This is a genomic window from Bradyrhizobium nivariense, from assembly GCF_029846695.2.
Classification (GTDB): domain Bacteria; phylum Pseudomonadota; class Alphaproteobacteria; order Rhizobiales; family Xanthobacteraceae; genus Bradyrhizobium.
In genome coordinates, this window is the sequence record NZ_JARWCR020000070.1 from 34,951 (window position 1) to 50,426 (window position 15,476).

General features: G+C 63.8%; 13 protein-coding genes and 1 pseudogene. 3 read left to right on the forward strand and 11 right to left on the reverse strand.

All coding sequences use genetic code 11. The features are described from left to right. Nucleotides 1-2 precede the first annotated feature (2 nt). The 4 genes from QCM77_RS36815 to QCM77_RS36830 are packed head-to-tail and all read right to left on the reverse strand — an operon-like array spanning nt 3 to nt 4,167. A complete protein-coding gene (locus QCM77_RS36815) occupies nt 3-881 on the reverse strand; it encodes an ABC transporter permease (protein ID WP_279660829.1) in 879 nt (292 codons plus the stop codon). A gap of 3 nt (nt 882-884) precedes the next feature. Further along, a complete protein-coding gene (locus QCM77_RS36820; RefSeq protein WP_279660830.1) occupies nt 885-1,844 on the reverse strand; it encodes an ABC transporter permease in 960 nt (319 codons plus the stop codon). Between the two features lie 4 nt (nt 1,845-1,848). Continuing rightward, nucleotides 1,849-3,138, reverse strand: a complete 1,290-nt coding sequence (locus QCM77_RS36825) for an ABC transporter substrate-binding protein (protein ID WP_279660831.1) — start codon at nt 3,136-3,138, stop codon at nt 1,849-1,851. 42 nt (nt 3,139-3,180) lie between these two features. Continuing rightward, nucleotides 3,181-4,167 carry an ABC transporter ATP-binding protein gene (locus QCM77_RS36830; protein WP_279660832.1) on the reverse strand — a complete coding sequence of 329 codons (987 nt, stop codon included), beginning with the start codon at nt 4,165-4,167 and terminating at the stop codon, nt 3,181-3,183. 265 nt (nt 4,168-4,432) lie between these two features. Between QCM77_RS36830 and QCM77_RS36835 the strand changes: the two genes are divergently transcribed. Both QCM77_RS36835 and QCM77_RS36840 read left to right on the forward strand, forming a co-directional pair. Further along, nucleotides 4,433-5,140, forward strand: a complete 708-nt coding sequence (locus tag QCM77_RS36835; RefSeq protein WP_279660833.1) for a GntR family transcriptional regulator — start codon at nt 4,433-4,435, stop codon at nt 5,138-5,140. Between the two features lie 406 nt (nt 5,141-5,546). After that, nucleotides 5,547-7,094, forward strand: coding sequence for an FAD-dependent oxidoreductase (locus QCM77_RS36840; protein ID WP_279660834.1), 1,548 nt, complete (start codon nt 5,547-5,549; stop codon nt 7,092-7,094). 245 nt (nt 7,095-7,339) lie between these two features. Here QCM77_RS36840 and QCM77_RS36845 read toward each other — a convergent pair whose 3' ends face one another. Next, nucleotides 7,340-7,840, reverse strand: a complete 501-nt coding sequence (locus QCM77_RS36845) for a Bug family tripartite tricarboxylate transporter substrate binding protein (protein ID WP_347882422.1) — start codon at nt 7,838-7,840, stop codon at nt 7,340-7,342. A 77-nt stretch (nt 7,841-7,917) separates the two neighbouring features. Then, nucleotides 7,918-8,421, reverse strand: a pseudogene (locus tag QCM77_RS36850) (Bug family tripartite tricarboxylate transporter substrate binding protein); the annotation flags it as partial. A gap of 259 nt (nt 8,422-8,680) precedes the next feature. Between QCM77_RS36850 and QCM77_RS36855 the strand changes: the two are divergent. Next, nucleotides 8,681-10,450 (forward strand): CYTH and CHAD domain-containing protein, encoded by a 1,770-nt coding sequence (locus tag QCM77_RS36855; protein WP_280096210.1) that lies wholly within the window; start codon nt 8,681-8,683, stop codon nt 10,448-10,450. Between the two features lie 121 nt (nt 10,451-10,571). Here the strand turns inward: QCM77_RS36855 and QCM77_RS36860 are convergent, their stop codons facing one another. From QCM77_RS36860 to QCM77_RS36880, 5 genes are all read right to left on the reverse strand, one after another. Beyond that, on the reverse strand, nt 10,572-11,198 hold the full coding sequence (locus QCM77_RS36860) for a transglutaminase-like cysteine peptidase (protein ID WP_279660836.1): 627 nt from the start codon (nt 11,196-11,198) through the stop codon (nt 10,572-10,574). Between the two features lie 331 nt (nt 11,199-11,529). Next, a complete protein-coding gene (locus tag QCM77_RS36865; RefSeq protein WP_247984434.1) occupies nt 11,530-12,141 on the reverse strand; it encodes a PilZ domain-containing protein in 612 nt (203 codons plus the stop codon). A 68-nt stretch (nt 12,142-12,209) separates the two neighbouring features. Continuing rightward, nucleotides 12,210-13,376, reverse strand: a complete 1,167-nt coding sequence (locus tag QCM77_RS36870; protein ID WP_279660837.1) for an MFS transporter — start codon at nt 13,374-13,376, stop codon at nt 12,210-12,212. A gap of 51 nt (nt 13,377-13,427) precedes the next feature. Further along, nucleotides 13,428-14,675, reverse strand: coding sequence for an MFS transporter (locus QCM77_RS36875; protein ID WP_279660838.1), 1,248 nt, complete (start codon nt 14,673-14,675; stop codon nt 13,428-13,430). A gap of 527 nt (nt 14,676-15,202) precedes the next feature. After that, the coding region (locus QCM77_RS36880; protein ID WP_280096211.1) for a transposase at nt 15,203-15,476 on the reverse strand (274 nt) is incomplete at its 5' end.

Genomic DNA, 15,476 nt, shown 5'->3' on the forward strand with positions numbered 1-15,476 from the left:
TGTCAGACAAGCCCTTTGCCGGCGTCCGAGCCTTTGGCCGCCTGCCGCTTGTTGAGCATGTGGATGGTGCCAAGTGCAAGCGTGATCACCGTGAACGATACGGCCGAGATTACGGTGCCGAGCGCATAGATGTCAGGGTTCGTCACGGTGGTGGTGAGGCCCTGGAGATCGAGAGGCAGCGTGTTCACCGCCCCGATCGCCTGGCTGGAACGCGCGAGTTCGTCCCACGACAGCGTGAAGCCGAACAGTCCAATGCCGATCACGGAGGGCAGGATGATCGGTAGCACGACATGTCGGAAGGCCTGCCACGGCGTCGCACCGAGATCGCGCGCGGCTTCCTCGAGCCTGGGATCGAAGCGGTTGAAGATCGCGAACATGATGAGCAGGCCGAACGGCAGCGTCCAGGTCAGATGCGCGCCGAGGCCCGAGGTGAGCAGGCCCATCGAGGTCTCGAAGTTGTCGTTCCAGTGCGCCTTGATCAGATCGTCGATGATGCGGAATTCAAGCGAGATGCCGAGCGAGGTGATGATCGAGGGCACGATGAGGCTCGCGATCGCCGAGTAGAACAGGATGCTTTGCGCTTTGAACTTGCGGCGAAACGCCATCCCGGCGGCGACCGACAGCACGACGGTCGCAGCCATCACGATGAGACCGAGCAGCAGCGAGCGGCGGAAGGCGGCGCCGAGGTCGACGATGCCGGTGCCCTGGAACAGTTTGGACAGCCAGAAGGTCGAGACCCCGTTCATCGGAAAGGTGAGGCCGCCCTGCGGGCCCTGGAATGACAGGACGTAGATCGCGATCATCGGTCCGTACAGAAATAGCACATAAGCCGCGAAGAAGATCGCAAGCACGTAGAAGCTGCGCGGGCGGCCCTCCGTCATCGCTTACAGCTCCTTCTTGATGTCGACGATGCGCGACATCATGGTGATGATCAGGAAGGTAATGACGAGCAGGATCACGGCATTCGCGGCCGCGGCCGGGAATTGCAGCGCGTTCACCCGTGTCTCGATGATCTTGCCGGCAGAGGCGATCTGCTGGCCACCCATCACGCCGATGGTGATGAAGTCGCCCATCACGATGGTGATGACGAAGATCGAGCCGATCACGATGCCGGGTTTAGCCAGGGGAATGATGACGTTGACGAGCGTCTGGAAGCCGGTTGCGCCGGCGTCGTAGGCCGCCTCGATCAGCGACTTGTCGATGCGCACCATCGAATTGAAGATCGGCACCACCATGAAGAAGGTGAAAAGGTGCACCAGCGCCAGCACCACGGAGAATTCGGAGAACAGCAGCCATTCCAGCGGCTGGTTGATCAGTCCGCTCTTGACCAGGCCGGAGTTCACCAGGCCGTTGCGACCGAGCAGCGGAATCCAGGCGATCATGCGGATGACGTTGGAGGTCCAGAACGGGATCGTGCAGAGCAGCGACAGTCCCATCTGCCAGGTCTTGGACCTGACGTGGAAGGCGAGGAAGTAGGCGACCCAGAAGCCGATGAAAAGCGTGATCGCCCACACCATCACACAGAGCTTCAACGTCTTCACATAGGTTCGCCCGATCGTACAGAGATCAGGGAGCTGCGCGATGCATCCTTCGAACGTGTCGGTGTAGCCGCGGCCCGAGAAGGCCGGCAGCAATTGATACTCGTTGTAGTCCCAGAACGAGACGATGATGACGAAGACGAGCGGGATCAGGAAGAAGGCGAGAAACACCAGCATCATCGGCCCGGCCTGCAGCCAGGAGATGAAGGACGGCGACAGGCGCGCCGCTTTGCTGCGGCGAGCCGTCTCCGATCCCCGGACCAGGTCCGGGGATGCCTGTTGCAGGATGTCCTCCGACGTGTCCATCAGATTACGCCGCGATGAACTCGTTCCACTTGCGGACCATATAGTCGTTCTCGTCCATCACGGCGTTCCAGCAGGCGACGCCGCCCATGCGGTCTTCATAGGAGCCGCCGTCACGCACCGCGCCGGCCTTTTCCAGCAGCGAGCCGTCGGGCGCCTTGATGTCCTTCTCGGCCGCCTTGCCTTCCATCCAGTACGCCCACTCGTAGGGCTCCATGTGCGCCTTCGCGGTGGAGAGCACGGCGGAGTAATAGCCCTGGCGGTTGAGATAGGCGCCGGCATAGCCCGACAGGAACCAGTTGACGAACTCGTAGGCCCATTCGAGCTTCGCACCCGAGACGCCCTTGGAGACGCAGAAGCCCGAGGCCCAGGAGCGATAGCCTTCCTTGAGCGGCTGGAAGGTGCAGGCGATGCCCATCGAGCGGACCTTCGTCACCGCCGGCGACCACATCGACTGGATCACGGTCTCGCCCGAGGCCATCAGGTTGACGCTCTCGTTGAAATCCTTCCAGAACGCGCGGAACTGGCCGGCCTTCTTCGCTTCGGTCATCACCTTCATGGTGAGATCGATCTCTTCCTTGGTCATGTTGCCCTTGTCGGCATATTTGTACTTGCCGGTGGCTTCCACGACCATCGCGGCGTCCATGATGCCGATCGAGGGGATGTTGAGGATCGAGGCCTTGCCCTTGAATTCGGGGTTGAGAAGTTCAGCCCACGAGCCGATCGGACGCTTGATGATGTCGGGACGGATGCCGAGCGTGTCGGCGTTGTAGACGGTCGGGATCAGCGTGACGAATTCGGTCGCCGTCTTGGAGAAGGTCTTGGAATCCTTGCCCTCGAGATAGAGCACCTTCCAGGGCGCGGTGCCCTGGTTGCCGATCTTCTTGCCGCCGGGGGTCTCGCCCTTCGTGAAGACCGGTGTGATGTTGTCGAATTGTTTGATCTTCTTGGAGTCGAGGGCAAGGATATTGCCAGACGGCACCAGCTTCTTCAGCGAGAAATATTCGGTGTCCAGCACGTCGAAGGAGTTCGGCTGGGTCATCACGCGCTTGGTGACATCGTCGGTGGTCGCGGTGATGTATTCGATCTTGATGCCGGTGTCCTTCAGGCACTGCTTGGAGATGTCGTCGCCCTCGTTCACGGCGGTACCGAGATAGCGCAGCACCTTCGGCTCGGCCGACATCACATAGGGAAAGCCGGTGATGGCGCCGGAGCCGGCGGCAAGGCCGGCGAGGCCCGCGGTGCTCTTCAGTAGCGTGCGGCGGCTAAGGCCCTTCTTCCTGGTCGTTTCGGTCATATCACTCACTCCTCTGTTGCGCATTCCGGTGATTGATCGGCGCTATTGCAGACGTTGCGCCCGGGCGGGATCCCAGGTGGCCAGCACGCGATCGCCCGGCCGGAACTGATGGACGTCGAAGGCGGCCTCGGGAAGGTGGGAGAACAGGGCGGTACCGTCTTCGAGCGTGAGCGAGACAGCGATGTAGGAGCCCTGGTACTCGGTCTGGGTCAGCAGCGCCGGCGCGCCGTAGGCGCCGTCAGTGAACGGCGCGATGCCGAGCTGATCGGCGCGCACGGCGATGAGTTTGCCTGCGTCGCTGAGGACGTTGTGACCGCCGATGAAGCGCGCCACGAATTCGGTGCGGGGATGATGGAAGATGTCGCGGGCACTTCCCTGCTGTTCGATCCTGCCCTGGTTCATCACCACGATGTGGTCGGCAAGCGCCATCGCCTCTTCCTGGCCGTGCGTGACCTGAACGAAGCTGATGCCGAGCTCGCGCTGCAGCCGCTTCAATTCGCCCCGCATCTTCACCCGCAGGAACGGATCGAGTGCCGAGAGCGGCTCGTCGAGCAAGAGGATCTGCGGCTCGGTGATCAGCGCGCGGGCGAGCGCGACGCGCTGCTGCTGGCCGCCGGAGAGCTGTGCGGGGAGCCGTGCCGCGTAGGGGGTCATCGCCACCAGCTCGAGTAGCTCGCCGGCGCGCTTGTGCCGTGTCGGTCGGTCGACGCCGCGCATTTTCAGGGCAAACGCCACGTTGTCGAGCACGGTGAGGTGCGGAAACAGCGCGTAGGACTGGAACATCATCGCCGTACCGCGCTTGGCGGGCTCGAGGTCGGTGACATTCTGCGGGCCCAGGATGATGTCGCCCTCGCTGACCGCCTCGTGGCCCGCGATCATGCGCAAGGTCGAGGTTTTGCCGCAGCCGGAGGGGCCGAGCAGGCAGCAATAGGTGCCGGCCGGGATCTTCAAATTGACGGTGTCGACCGCCAGTGTCGTGTCGTAACGCTTGGTGACGGCGACCAGTTCGAGAGCGGCGGGAGTGGCCATGGCGTGTCCGGGGGAGGAGCGATGTTCCGCCTCTCTCCGCAAGGTCCGTGCCAATCGCTCTTGAATTGTCCTTGGCCGGCCGAATTCCAAAACAGTGTAGCGGAGTCAGATCGTTAGATCGAATTCGGTGCATCCGGGCTGCCCGGCGCCTTCGCAGTTGCGTGCACACAAAGCAGGCGAGGATTGTATAAAGTTTCGCCTGTGATTGGATACAGAGGGTCGACTAAGATTCGAGGCCATATGCGACGATCGAGTCCTTATCCCCATGGCCGCCAAGTCCCGACCGAAATCCGACGCGCCAGATGCGAGCGATCGCGTCAGCCGCATCCGGGAAGGCGTGACCGCGGCGATCCTCGAGCATCGTCTGCTGCCGGGCACGAAACTCGGCGAGGACGAGATCGGCGAGATCTACGGCGCAAGCCGGACGCTGGTTCGCACCGCGCTTCAACAGCTCGCGCATGAGGGCATCGTCAACATCGAGAAGAACCGCGGCGCCTTCGTCGCACGCCCGACGCCTGCCGACGCCCGCGAAGTGTTCGAGGCGCGCCGCCTGATCGAGCCCACGATCGTCAATCACGCCGTTGACGCGGTGTCGCCGGCCTGGATCGATCGCCTCCAGCGGCATCTTGCCGAGGAACGCGAGGCGGAGCTGCGCGGCGACGCGCGTGCCTCGGTCCGCCTCTCCGGCGAGTTTCACCGTCTCGTCGCCGAGATGAGTGGCCACAGCATCTATCTCGGTTTTCTCAAGGAGCTGATCGCGCGCTCCTCGCTCATCATACTGCTCTACCGCCGGCACGACACGCCGGCCTGCGGCACCGATCACCACGCCGGCATCGTCGCCGCGATCCGCAAGCGCGACAGAGAGGCCGCGCGCGCGCAGATGTTGTCGCATCTGAACGAGATCGAGGCCGAGCTGTTCCTGAAGGATCCCGCCGCCGACGAGCTGCGGCTCGCGGATGTGCTCGGGCTCTGAAACGCGCGGCCCGCGAGCCGCCAGGAAACTCCGCGACGGAGCTCAGACCTGCGTCAACGGCTAGTTCGGTTTCGGCAGCGAACTGCCCGTCAGGTGTAATCTCGCATTCGCCGCCTCGCGATCTCGGCCATCCGGACCTGACCATTTCCCGCGCAACCTGCACGGAGCAGATCGGGTGGTTTTCCCCAGGGTGATACAGCTGTCATTTCGGACCAATAGGTGGCCGTACAGCTGAGCTTAGTGCAAGGCCCCGCGCATCCCGGGCGATGGGCTCTCCATACCCGTTCAAGCGCGAGCACGATGAAGGTTCCTAAAGTCGCTTGGCCTTCGATGACACCTTCTCAACAGGCGGGGCGAATAGGAACCCCGCATCCTGCCGCATCGTTTGTTCTATCGAGGAACATTCATGAACGTACGAGACGAGCACACCCGATCGCCCTGGATGGATGTTTTGGTCGCCGACGCTCCGGCGCTATCGAGCACGGTGGCCACAGACGTCGCGGTCATTGGTTCCGGAATTGCCGGGCTGTCGGTCGCCTATGAGCTCGCCAGTCGTGGACGTTCGGTCGTGGTGCTGGACCGCGGCCGCATTGGCAGCGGGATGACGGCGCGCACCACCGCGCATCTGGCGACTGCGCTCGACGACGGCTACGACGAACTGGTCAGGGTGCGCGGCTCTGATTGTGCGCATCTCTACTATCAGAGCGTTGCAGCCGCCATTGATCGCGCCGAGGCCATTCAGCGCGCCGAACGCATCGATTGCAATTTTCGGCGGGTGGACGGTTACTGGGTACTTGCGCCCGAGACGCCCGCATCCGCGCTCGACGAGGAATTGAATTGCTGCCGAAAGCTCGGGATTCCCGTCGATGACTGCATCGAGCCGACCCCGTTCCATGCCGAAGGTCTGGTGCGTTCGTTGCGCTTTGCGCGCCAGGCGCGTCTGCACCCGACCAAATATCTCGCCGGTCTCGCCGGCGCGCTTCAGGGCCGGGGAGCGCGGCTCTACGCCGACACCTGTGTCGAAGGCATCCGCGAGCAGCATGGCGACATGGTCGTGACGACCACCTCAGGCCACGAGGTCCGTGCGGCCGACGTGGTGGTCGCGACGAACTCGCCTGTCAACGTGCAGGTGGCGATCCATAGCAAACAGGCGCCTTACCGCACCTACGCGCTCGCCGCCAAGATCCCGGCCGGCGCGCTGGAGGATGCGCTCTATTGGGACACACTCGATCCCTATCATTATGTCCGGCTGCAGCCGTTCTCTGCCGGCGAGGATCTCGTGATCGTCGGCGGAGAAGATCATAAGTCTGGCGAGGCGGACGACGGCGCGCAGCGCCTTGCCGCGCTCGAACGCTGGGCGCGCGATCGTTTGCCGGACCTGCGCGAGGTCACTCATCGATGGTCAGGTCAGGTGCTGGAGCCGATCGATTTTGTCGGCTTCATTGGCCGCAGCCCCGGCGAGGAGCATCTCTTCATCGTTAGTGGTGATTCCGGGCAAGGCATCACCAATGGGCTTGTGGCCGGCATGTTGATTACGGATCTGATCACGACAGGCGCGAGCGCTTGGGAGGAGGTCTACGCCCCGTCACGGAGGATTCAGAAGAACATCGGCGAGTTCATCAGCGAGAACATCACTCCGCTGAAGAATCTTGCCGAATATCTGACAGCGAGCGAGATTGCGAGCGTCGAAGGGCTGCGCCCTGGAGAAGGGCGCCTGGTGCGCAGCGGCCTGAAAAGGATTGCCGCTTGCCGGGACCGGGGCGGAAATCTGCATTTGCATTCGGCAAGTTGCACCCATCTCGGTTGCGTTGTGCACTGGAATTCGCTGGAGCAATGCTGGGATTGCCCGTGTCACGGCTCGCAATTCGCGCCCGATGGCACCGCACTGAATGGCCCTGCGGTGTCACCACTCGGCGGCGCCGAAAGACCGGCCGATCTTGAAGCCGCAGAGTGACGCGCGGGCGACGCGGCCGCTCGCCGATCTCCTGCTGGTCGAAGGCACCCGTCCGACAACATCGGCCTCATCAAAGATCCGCGAAGAACTTCGTGGTGATCATGAAAGGCGGCAGGAGTTACAAGAATAGTCTCGCGCTTGAGAAATTGATCGCGCGCTTCCTTGCTCACATCCTTGTCTACCGCCGTCAAGACTGGGAGCGTGGGGCAACGATGGGTCCGCACGCGGAAGCGGCAGCCCCGGAACTATTGCGGCTCCAATCCGAGAGTCTTGATCGACTCGAGCCAGATCGGCCCTTCCTTTTCGTAGAGTGCAACCGAGGCTGCGCGATCCAGTGCCGGCGAGTCGACTCCGAAGGCTTCAAGTAGCTTCTGCACACGCTCCGTCTTGCCGCCTTCGACCATCAGCTTGGCGAGCAGTTCGACCCGGTCCGTTGGTGTCGCAGCCGGTGCCACCAGCGTGGTGAAGCTGGTGAGCTGGAAGACATTGCCGGTGACCCCTTGCTCGACAAACGTCCTGGTTTCGGGAAGCTTCTTCATGCGCACCGGTGTCGGCACGGCAATCGCGCGGCCGACGCCGGTATCGAGCACCGGAAGCGCGGCCTGGTAGCTGCCGACCGCCGCCTGGATGACCCCGGCTGCAAAATCCTGCCACATCGGCGCTTCGCCGCGGTAATGCACGATGGAAATGTCGAGGCCGAATTGTCGGTTGAGCTCGGCGACCGCAATATGTGCGAACGAGCCGATACCGTACGAGCCGGCCGTACCTTGTTGCCACGCGCATACGCGACGAACTCTTCGAGCGTCTTTGCATTGATGGCGGAATGGGCCACCAACGGCAGATGCCCTGAAGGCGTCACCGCGACGATGGTGAAATCCTTGTCCGGATCATAGGCCAGCGATTTCAGCAGCAGCCGGTTACCGAGCAGGGTGGACGAGATCGTGTACATCAGCGTGTAACCGTCGGCCGGGGAATCCTTCACGGACTGCGCCGCCAGCGCTCCGCTGGCCCCGGTTTTGTTCTCGACAATGACCGGCTGGCGGAGCTTCTGCGAGATATAGTCGCCATAGGCGCGGGCGAAGGCATCGGTGATGCCGCCTGCCGGCGTGGAGACGACGATCCTGATTGCCCGGGTCGGCCAGGCTTCGGCCCAAGCCGTTTCAGCCGCGGCCATCGTCAGGCATGCAATCGCGGCAACCAGAATTCTCGCGGATGTCCGCACTTCGGCCTCCCCCCTTTTCCCAGTGTCATTGGGCAGCCGGCAGCCACCGGAACGAGGTGTCACACGCGCAAACGGGAGCGTCAAGGAAGCAAAATACCGTTTCATTGTGTGAAATGATCACTTCCGACCGGCGGAAGGAATGGCGGGCGCAGCAAGCTTGGCGCCGAGCGCCTCGGCAAGTGCGGAAGCGACTTTCTTCATCGGAGGTACGCAGCGGCGTACGCCGTCCTCCAGACTGACCGCCTCGCGAAGCGCCCGGTTCCTCGTGTGGACGATCGTGCGCTGCGGCTTAACGTGACTATTTCTCGCGGGCCGCAGCAGCTATATGGTGGCGCTCTGTCATCGAACTGTCATGTTGCCGTAAATGCTGAAGTCAGACGTAACGCCGGGCCGCAAGACTCCGAGCGCGCCGGATGGGAATCCTGTCCCGAAGGACAACAAGAAAACGCAATACGTCGCCGGCTTCCTCAGGCAGCGTGAACCGGCCGAACCCGGCGCGGAACCTGCGATCGTCGAGGGCGCTGTGATCGACCAGACGCCATCGCAAGAGGCGACGCCTGTACCGGCGCCAACCCAGTCGAACGCTGCCGCACGTCCCGCCGGCGAAATCGAGCTCAAGCTGCTCGTCGATGCCGATCGCATGGCGCATTTCAACGCTGCGCCCGTCATCGCGGCGAACGCACGCAACAAGGGCACGCGCAAGCATCTCAAGTCCATCTATTATGACACGCCGGACCGGACATTGCGGCGCAACGGCTTGAGCTTGCGCGTTCGCCAGAGCGGCGCGCGCTTTGTGCAAACCGTGAAGACCGATGCGGTGGACGATCCGCTGCGCCGTGGTGAGTGGGAGGCGGGCGTGCCGTCGCTTGCGCCCGATCTGGCTCTCGCGATGCCCTTCATTCCGGAGAAGCTTCGCAGCTCTCTCGCAGCGCAGCCGCTCGATGCCGTCTTCACCGCCGACATCCATCGTCATGCTCGGATGGTTGATCTGCCGTCCGGCACGGTCGAAATCGCCTTCGACCAGGGTGTGCTGACGGCGGGCGATCGATCGCTACAGGTGAGCGAGATCGAGCTGGAGCTCAAGAGCGGCAGCGCCGGCGCGATCTACGAGATCGCGTTGCGGCTTGCCGAGCAGGGGGCGGTGAAGCCGTCGATCCGTACCAAATCGGCGCGCGGCTTCGATCTCGCCGCCGACAAGCCGCCATCGGCGCGACGGCCGCGAAAACTTCGCCTCGATGCGTCGGTTACGCTCGACGATGCCTTCGCGACGATCCTGCGCTCCTGCTTCCTCCATCTGCTTCAGTCGCTGCCGGCGGCCGAGGACGGCCGCAATCCGGAAGGCGTGCATCAGCTGCGCGTCTCGCTGCGCCGGCTTCGATCGGCGCTCGATCTGATGCGATCGGTCGGCGCGCTCAGCAATCTCGATGCGCTGCGGTCGGAAGCCAGATGGCTGGCGCAAGACCTCTCCGCCGCGCGCGACTGGGACGTGTTCCAGCTCGAGACCTTGCCGACGATCGCAAAAGCCTGCCCGTCGGTCGCGGGCTTCGATGCGCTGGGCCGGGCTGCGATCGGGCGTCAGTCCGACGCCTATCGCAAGGCGCATGACGCGCTCGAAGATCGCCGCTGCGCCGCCTTCCTGATCGGCCTCGGCGGCTGGATCGAGACGCGGGGCTGGCGCAACGACGTCGCCGCCGAAAACCTCGGCCAGCTCGCCGAGCCCGCCGTCAACTTCGCGCAGGGCATTCTGTCGGAACAATATGCGAAGGTGCTCAAGCGCGGCCGCCGCTTCAAGTCGCTTCCCGCCGAAGATCTGCACCGCGTGCGGCTCGCGACCAAGCGGCTGCGCTATCTCAGCGAGTTTCTGCTGCCGCTCTACGAGGATCGCAAATCCGCGCGAAAATTCTCGCGCAGGCTCGCCGGTTTGCAGGAGCAGCTCGGCGCCTTCAACGACATGGCAGTGACGGCATCATTGCTCGACGGGCTCGCTGCCGAGCCCGACAGTGTGATCGCGGCTGCGGCAATCGCCGGCTGGCAGGCGCGCGCGTCGGTCGGGGTGCAGCCCGCCTTGCAAAGTGCGTGGCGCGATTTCACCGCCGCGCGCCCGCCCTGGTCGCGGCAGACGCAGCAGGACTGATCGAAGCACATCCCCAAAAAAGTTGCGGCCAGCCATTGGGGGATGGCTGGCCGCGCGCGAACCGGTCTGGGACGGGGAGGGGTGGGGATGTGACCGGATCGCGTAACTCTTTTGTTTGTCTCTACTGATCTCTTGCGCTGGCGGTGGAGACCGCCGGCCTGGTATCGCCGAGCGAAACCCAGACGTTGGGATCGCTCTGCGACTGGCGCTTGACGAAGCGGTAGCCGGTCTCCGTCCAGGCAACGACGTTCTCATTCTGATTGTCGAGAACGAACTCGCCCTTGTCGGTCTTCACCGTCAGCACCGCATGCCCTTCGCCCTTCTTGTCGCGCACGACGGTGATGAGCAGGGCCTCGCGCGGCCATCCGGCATCGATCAGCATCTTGCGCTTCAACAGCACGTAGTCTTCACAGTCGCCGTAACCGTCCGACGGCAGCGACCACTTCTCGATCACGCCCCAGTGCTCCTGGTCGGTCAAAGGCTTGACGGTCTCGTTGACCCAGCGATTGACCTTGACGAGGTCGCGCCATGCAGCCTGCGACATCACGATGTCGCGCGGTTGCGTCGGCGCGCCCTGGCACTGAGCGGCATTATCCGCGCAGAACTCGACCCAGCCGATCGGCGCACGCGTGGTGTCGCCGAGGCTTGCGTAGAGCAGGCGGCCTTCGCCGGCCTGCGCTGCCGCGCTCACTCCGAAGAGCATGGCAGCCAGCGCCATTCCCTTCCCCTGTCCCCTGAAATCAAACATTGCGGCCCCCGTTTCTTGTTGGGACCACATTGCGCAGCGAGCTTTTGAGTTGCCGCTAAGTCAGCCAAGTAAAGTCGAGACGAATTCAAGTAAAAGGCGCGGAAAATTCGATCTATACTTGAATCGAATTCGAATAAAAGTCGATATGACTGCAATTGATTCAAATTTGATCTATTAACGCGGAAACGCTGGCGGAACTGTTGTTTGCACAGGCCCGCAGCCCCCGCGTTAACCCGCGCGAGGCTCGTCACAACCCATGAAAAAGGCGGCGTCCGCATTGCGGAGGCCGCCTTCATGGCTGGAAATACAGTGGTTTTGGTGCCTTCGCGCTTTACCGCGCGGTAACGCTCTCTTCGAGTGTCTCGATCGGCTGCGAATGCATGAACTCGAGGGCGAAGCCGTCTTCGAGGTTTCGAACCACGCGGCCCTGCACCCGGCCGAGCAGAACCGTCGATTTCAGCGGCGGGCGGTTCTCCGCGGCGATCGCGGCGCCCGACAGCGAGAGGTCGATGATGCGGCAAGTCATCTTGGTGCCGTCCTCGAGCGTCAGCACCGCGATCGGGTTGCGCGGCACGATACGGTCGTGGCGGCGGTCTTCCGGCAGGTTGAGGATGTCGCGGTTGGCGAGCCAGGTCAGCTGTGCCGCGAGCTTGTCGCGCTTGCGGGGCGTCGCACCCACCGTCATGGCGAAGCCATTGTCGATGATGCGGGTGATCTTGCCCTCGACCCGGCCGATATGGTCGAGATAGGCGACAACGCGGTCGCCGACATTGCCGATGCCGGGGGCGAGAAGCGCCAGCCCGCCCGGCGACATGTTGATCACCTGGCAGGGGAATTCACGGCGGTCCGGCAGCATGTAGCGGCCGAGCAGGTGAACCTTCACCCGCTGGAAACGCCGACGTTCCTCGGCGGCCGGAAGAAATTTTTTGTTCGCCAACGCCATTTTCACAACCCGACCCCCCGCCTGGCGGAGTCCGGGACGACCCTAAGGTGCACAGGGTTAATGCCGCGTTAGGATCGGGCGCGTCGATGACGGACAGACACAATGCGTTCGAAAAGCCACATCAGCGGCGGGCAGGCCAGCACCGTCAGCGCGCCGAGGTCGAGTGCGACGGCGGCAGTTCCGGCCGATTTGGCGAGCCGGCCCGCCACCGCCGGTCCGAGCATCATCGCGGCATAGAAGAGAGTGTAAAACACGCCCATCCCGATCGCCCTCGTTTCCGGCACAAGCACGCGGGCGGTCAGGCTCATGATCGGCCCGGCCGGATGGCCGCCAACCAGGCCGATCAGGACGAGGATCGTGATCACCGCGTCGGACCGAGGCAGCCAGGCCAGCAGGGCAGCCACCACGAGGCTGGCCGCGATCGCCAGCACGAGCGGCCGCTTGAAGCGATCGGCGAGATAGCCGCCTGCCGGCACCGAGATCACCGACAGCCACATCACGAGGCTGATCGCCGATCCCGCCGCGGCAATGCTCCAGCCGCGCTCGGCGAGCAGCGAGGGGCCGAACGAGAAGATCATGGCGAAGCCGACATTATAGAGGCCCCAGATCGCGCCCGCGACAATCACCGCCAAGAGAGCAAGCGGATCAAGCCGCCCGGAGCCGGCCGCGCTGGCGGTTGCCCCCGGCGGCGGCCGGTAGAACGTGATCAGCACAATGCCGATCGCGGTCAGCGCGCCGGCCACGAGGAACACGGCGCCCGCGCCATAGGTGGTGCCGATCGCCGGCAGCACCAAGAGCGAGATCGCAACGCCCGCGGGCCAGGAGTTGACGAAGATCGCCATTGCGGTTGCGATTTCCTTCCCCGCAAACCAGTCGGTGCCCATCTTGGTGAGCTGCACGGTCAGCAGCACGCCGCCGGCGCCGGAGGCGAGCCGACCCGCCATCTGCCAGCCCCAGACGTCGGTGGTGGCCATGATCAGGCTGCCGGCCGTCATCAGCAGCAGTGCCGCGATGGTCGTGGGCTTGTCGCCGAGGCTCCGGCCGATCGCGCCGCCCGGCAGCGCCAGCACGATGCCCGGTGTGAAATAGAGCCCGATCAGAATGCCGATATCGGCGAGCCCGACGCCAAAAGTCTGTTGCAGCAGCGGCGCGACCGCGGCCACGCTCTGGAACTGGAACGCGATGGTGAGGCGAACGACGAACAGGATCGCAAGAATGCCCCAGCGATTGTGCAACGTCTCATCTCCCCGGCCCTGTATCGAGGGTGCGGTGGAGAGAGGCCGGAGTCAACCGGCTGCCTTCCTCACCGCGCGCTGGTACAGGAGACACAGCAGCGCCAGCAGAACCGCCGCCGACAGCCCAAGCGACCAGTGAATGCCGATCGCCGCACCGAACAAGCCGACCGTGACGCCGCTGAACGCCCGCATGCCGAGCCCCGCCATGTTGTAGAGGCCGACGACGCGGCCGCGGATGTCGGACGGCGCGTTCAACTGCACCAGCGCCTGCGCCATGGTGTTGAACGACAGCTCGAAGAAGCCTGCAAAGAACAGCAGCACGATCGCGACCGGATAGATCCGCACCGAGGCGAAGCCGAGCAGGGCAAGGCTCCACAGCATCGCGAGCATGATCGCAGTGCGCGGCGTGCCCTTGAGCCGTCCCCACGATTCCAGCGCGATGCCGGCAAGCAGTGCGCCGGCCGCATCGGCCGCGAGCAGCACGCTGTAGGAGACGCCGGGATCGCCGTGGCCGAGATCGCCGGCAAAGCCAGGCATCTGCGCGTGATAGGCGTTGCCGATCATGAAGGAGGTGAGGCCGGCAAGCCATGTCATCGCCGTCAGCACCGGCTGCGTGCCGATGGCGCGGATGGTCAGCATGATGTCGGCGAGGCCGCGCACGGCGAAGCGCCGCACCGCGACACTCTTGTCCCGCACCGGCGCCCAGAACAGCCACAGCAGCATCGGCAGGTAGAACAGCGTGTTGAAGATGATGCCGTGCGAGGTGCCGAGCGTCAGCATGATGATTCCGCCGACGGCGGGCCCGACCAAAATGCCGAGATAGCGCGCCATCGCATTCAGCCGCACCGCGCTCGGAAGATCAGCGGGGCCGACGAGGTCGTAGAGCAGCAGCTGGTTCGGCGTCTGCCACAACACGCCGGCGCAGCCGTGGATCACCAGCAGTAGCATCGCGTGCCACATCTGGATCGTATCGGTGATGAAGAAGAAGCCCCAACCGCTCGAGGCCACGATGAACAGCAGCATGCCGCACTGGATGATGCGGCGCGGATCGAACCGGTCGGCGAGCCCGCCGACGGCAACGGAGAACAAGAGGAACGGCAGCCAGTGCGACAGCACCGCAAAGCCCGCCAGCGCCGGCGAATGGAATTTCTGGAACACGACCCAATAGCTGATCACGTGCTCGATATTGTCGGCCATCATCGCCAGCACGTAGGCCATGAACTGGAGCCGGTACGGCACCGACTTCATCGCCGCGAACGATCCGGACGCGACGACGGGATTTTGGGGAAGGGGGTTCAAGCGATCACCTGGGTGGGACTCTTGGGGCCTTACACGTTCGTCGCCGGCCGCTCAAGATACTTGGGTGTGCCTGGAGATCAGCCATGCATCGCTGCCACACACGCCACGGTCATCCCCGCGCGACCGCGAAGCGGTTGTCGCTGGAGGTGTGCGCTCTTGCGCGCCTCGAAGGATGACGACGGAGGTTGTGGCAGCGCTGTAGCCCGGATGAGCGCAGCGATATCCGGGGCCGCTGGTCCCGCATATCGCTTCGCTCATGCGGGCTTCTGTAACGGGCTTGGTTAGTCAATCCCTTTTTGCGCCATCCTCTCGCCGGGAACCTGCTTCTGTACGGGATCGGCGCGGTGGCCGTCACCTGATGGGGTTCTAGAGAGGAGCCGGCCGGCCAATCTACGGAAGCGTGATCGCATCGTTGGATGCGTCGACAACCCGCATGACGGCCTGGCCTGATCCATCGTCCCGGCGAAGGGACTTCGCATCGGGAAGGCTGGTGTGGTACCCGCCCGAAGGTCTGTTTTGCTCCTGCTTTAGGCCGCCATGGCGTTCGCCTTGGCAGTTGAGTTGAACGGCACGTTGTCCTTGAGCATGCGAAGCATGATGACGGCAAGCTTGCGCGCCAGCGCCACCTTGGCCTTGCTCATGCCGGCACGCTTGGCAATCCGCATCGCCCAGCTCTTGAGCTGGGCACAGCCCCTGATTGGCTTGGTCAGAATGATGTGGGCAGCCTCATAGAGCGCCTCGCGCACGGAAGCGTCCCCATTTTTGCTGATCCGGCCGGAGTAATCGGTCTCGCCTGACTGG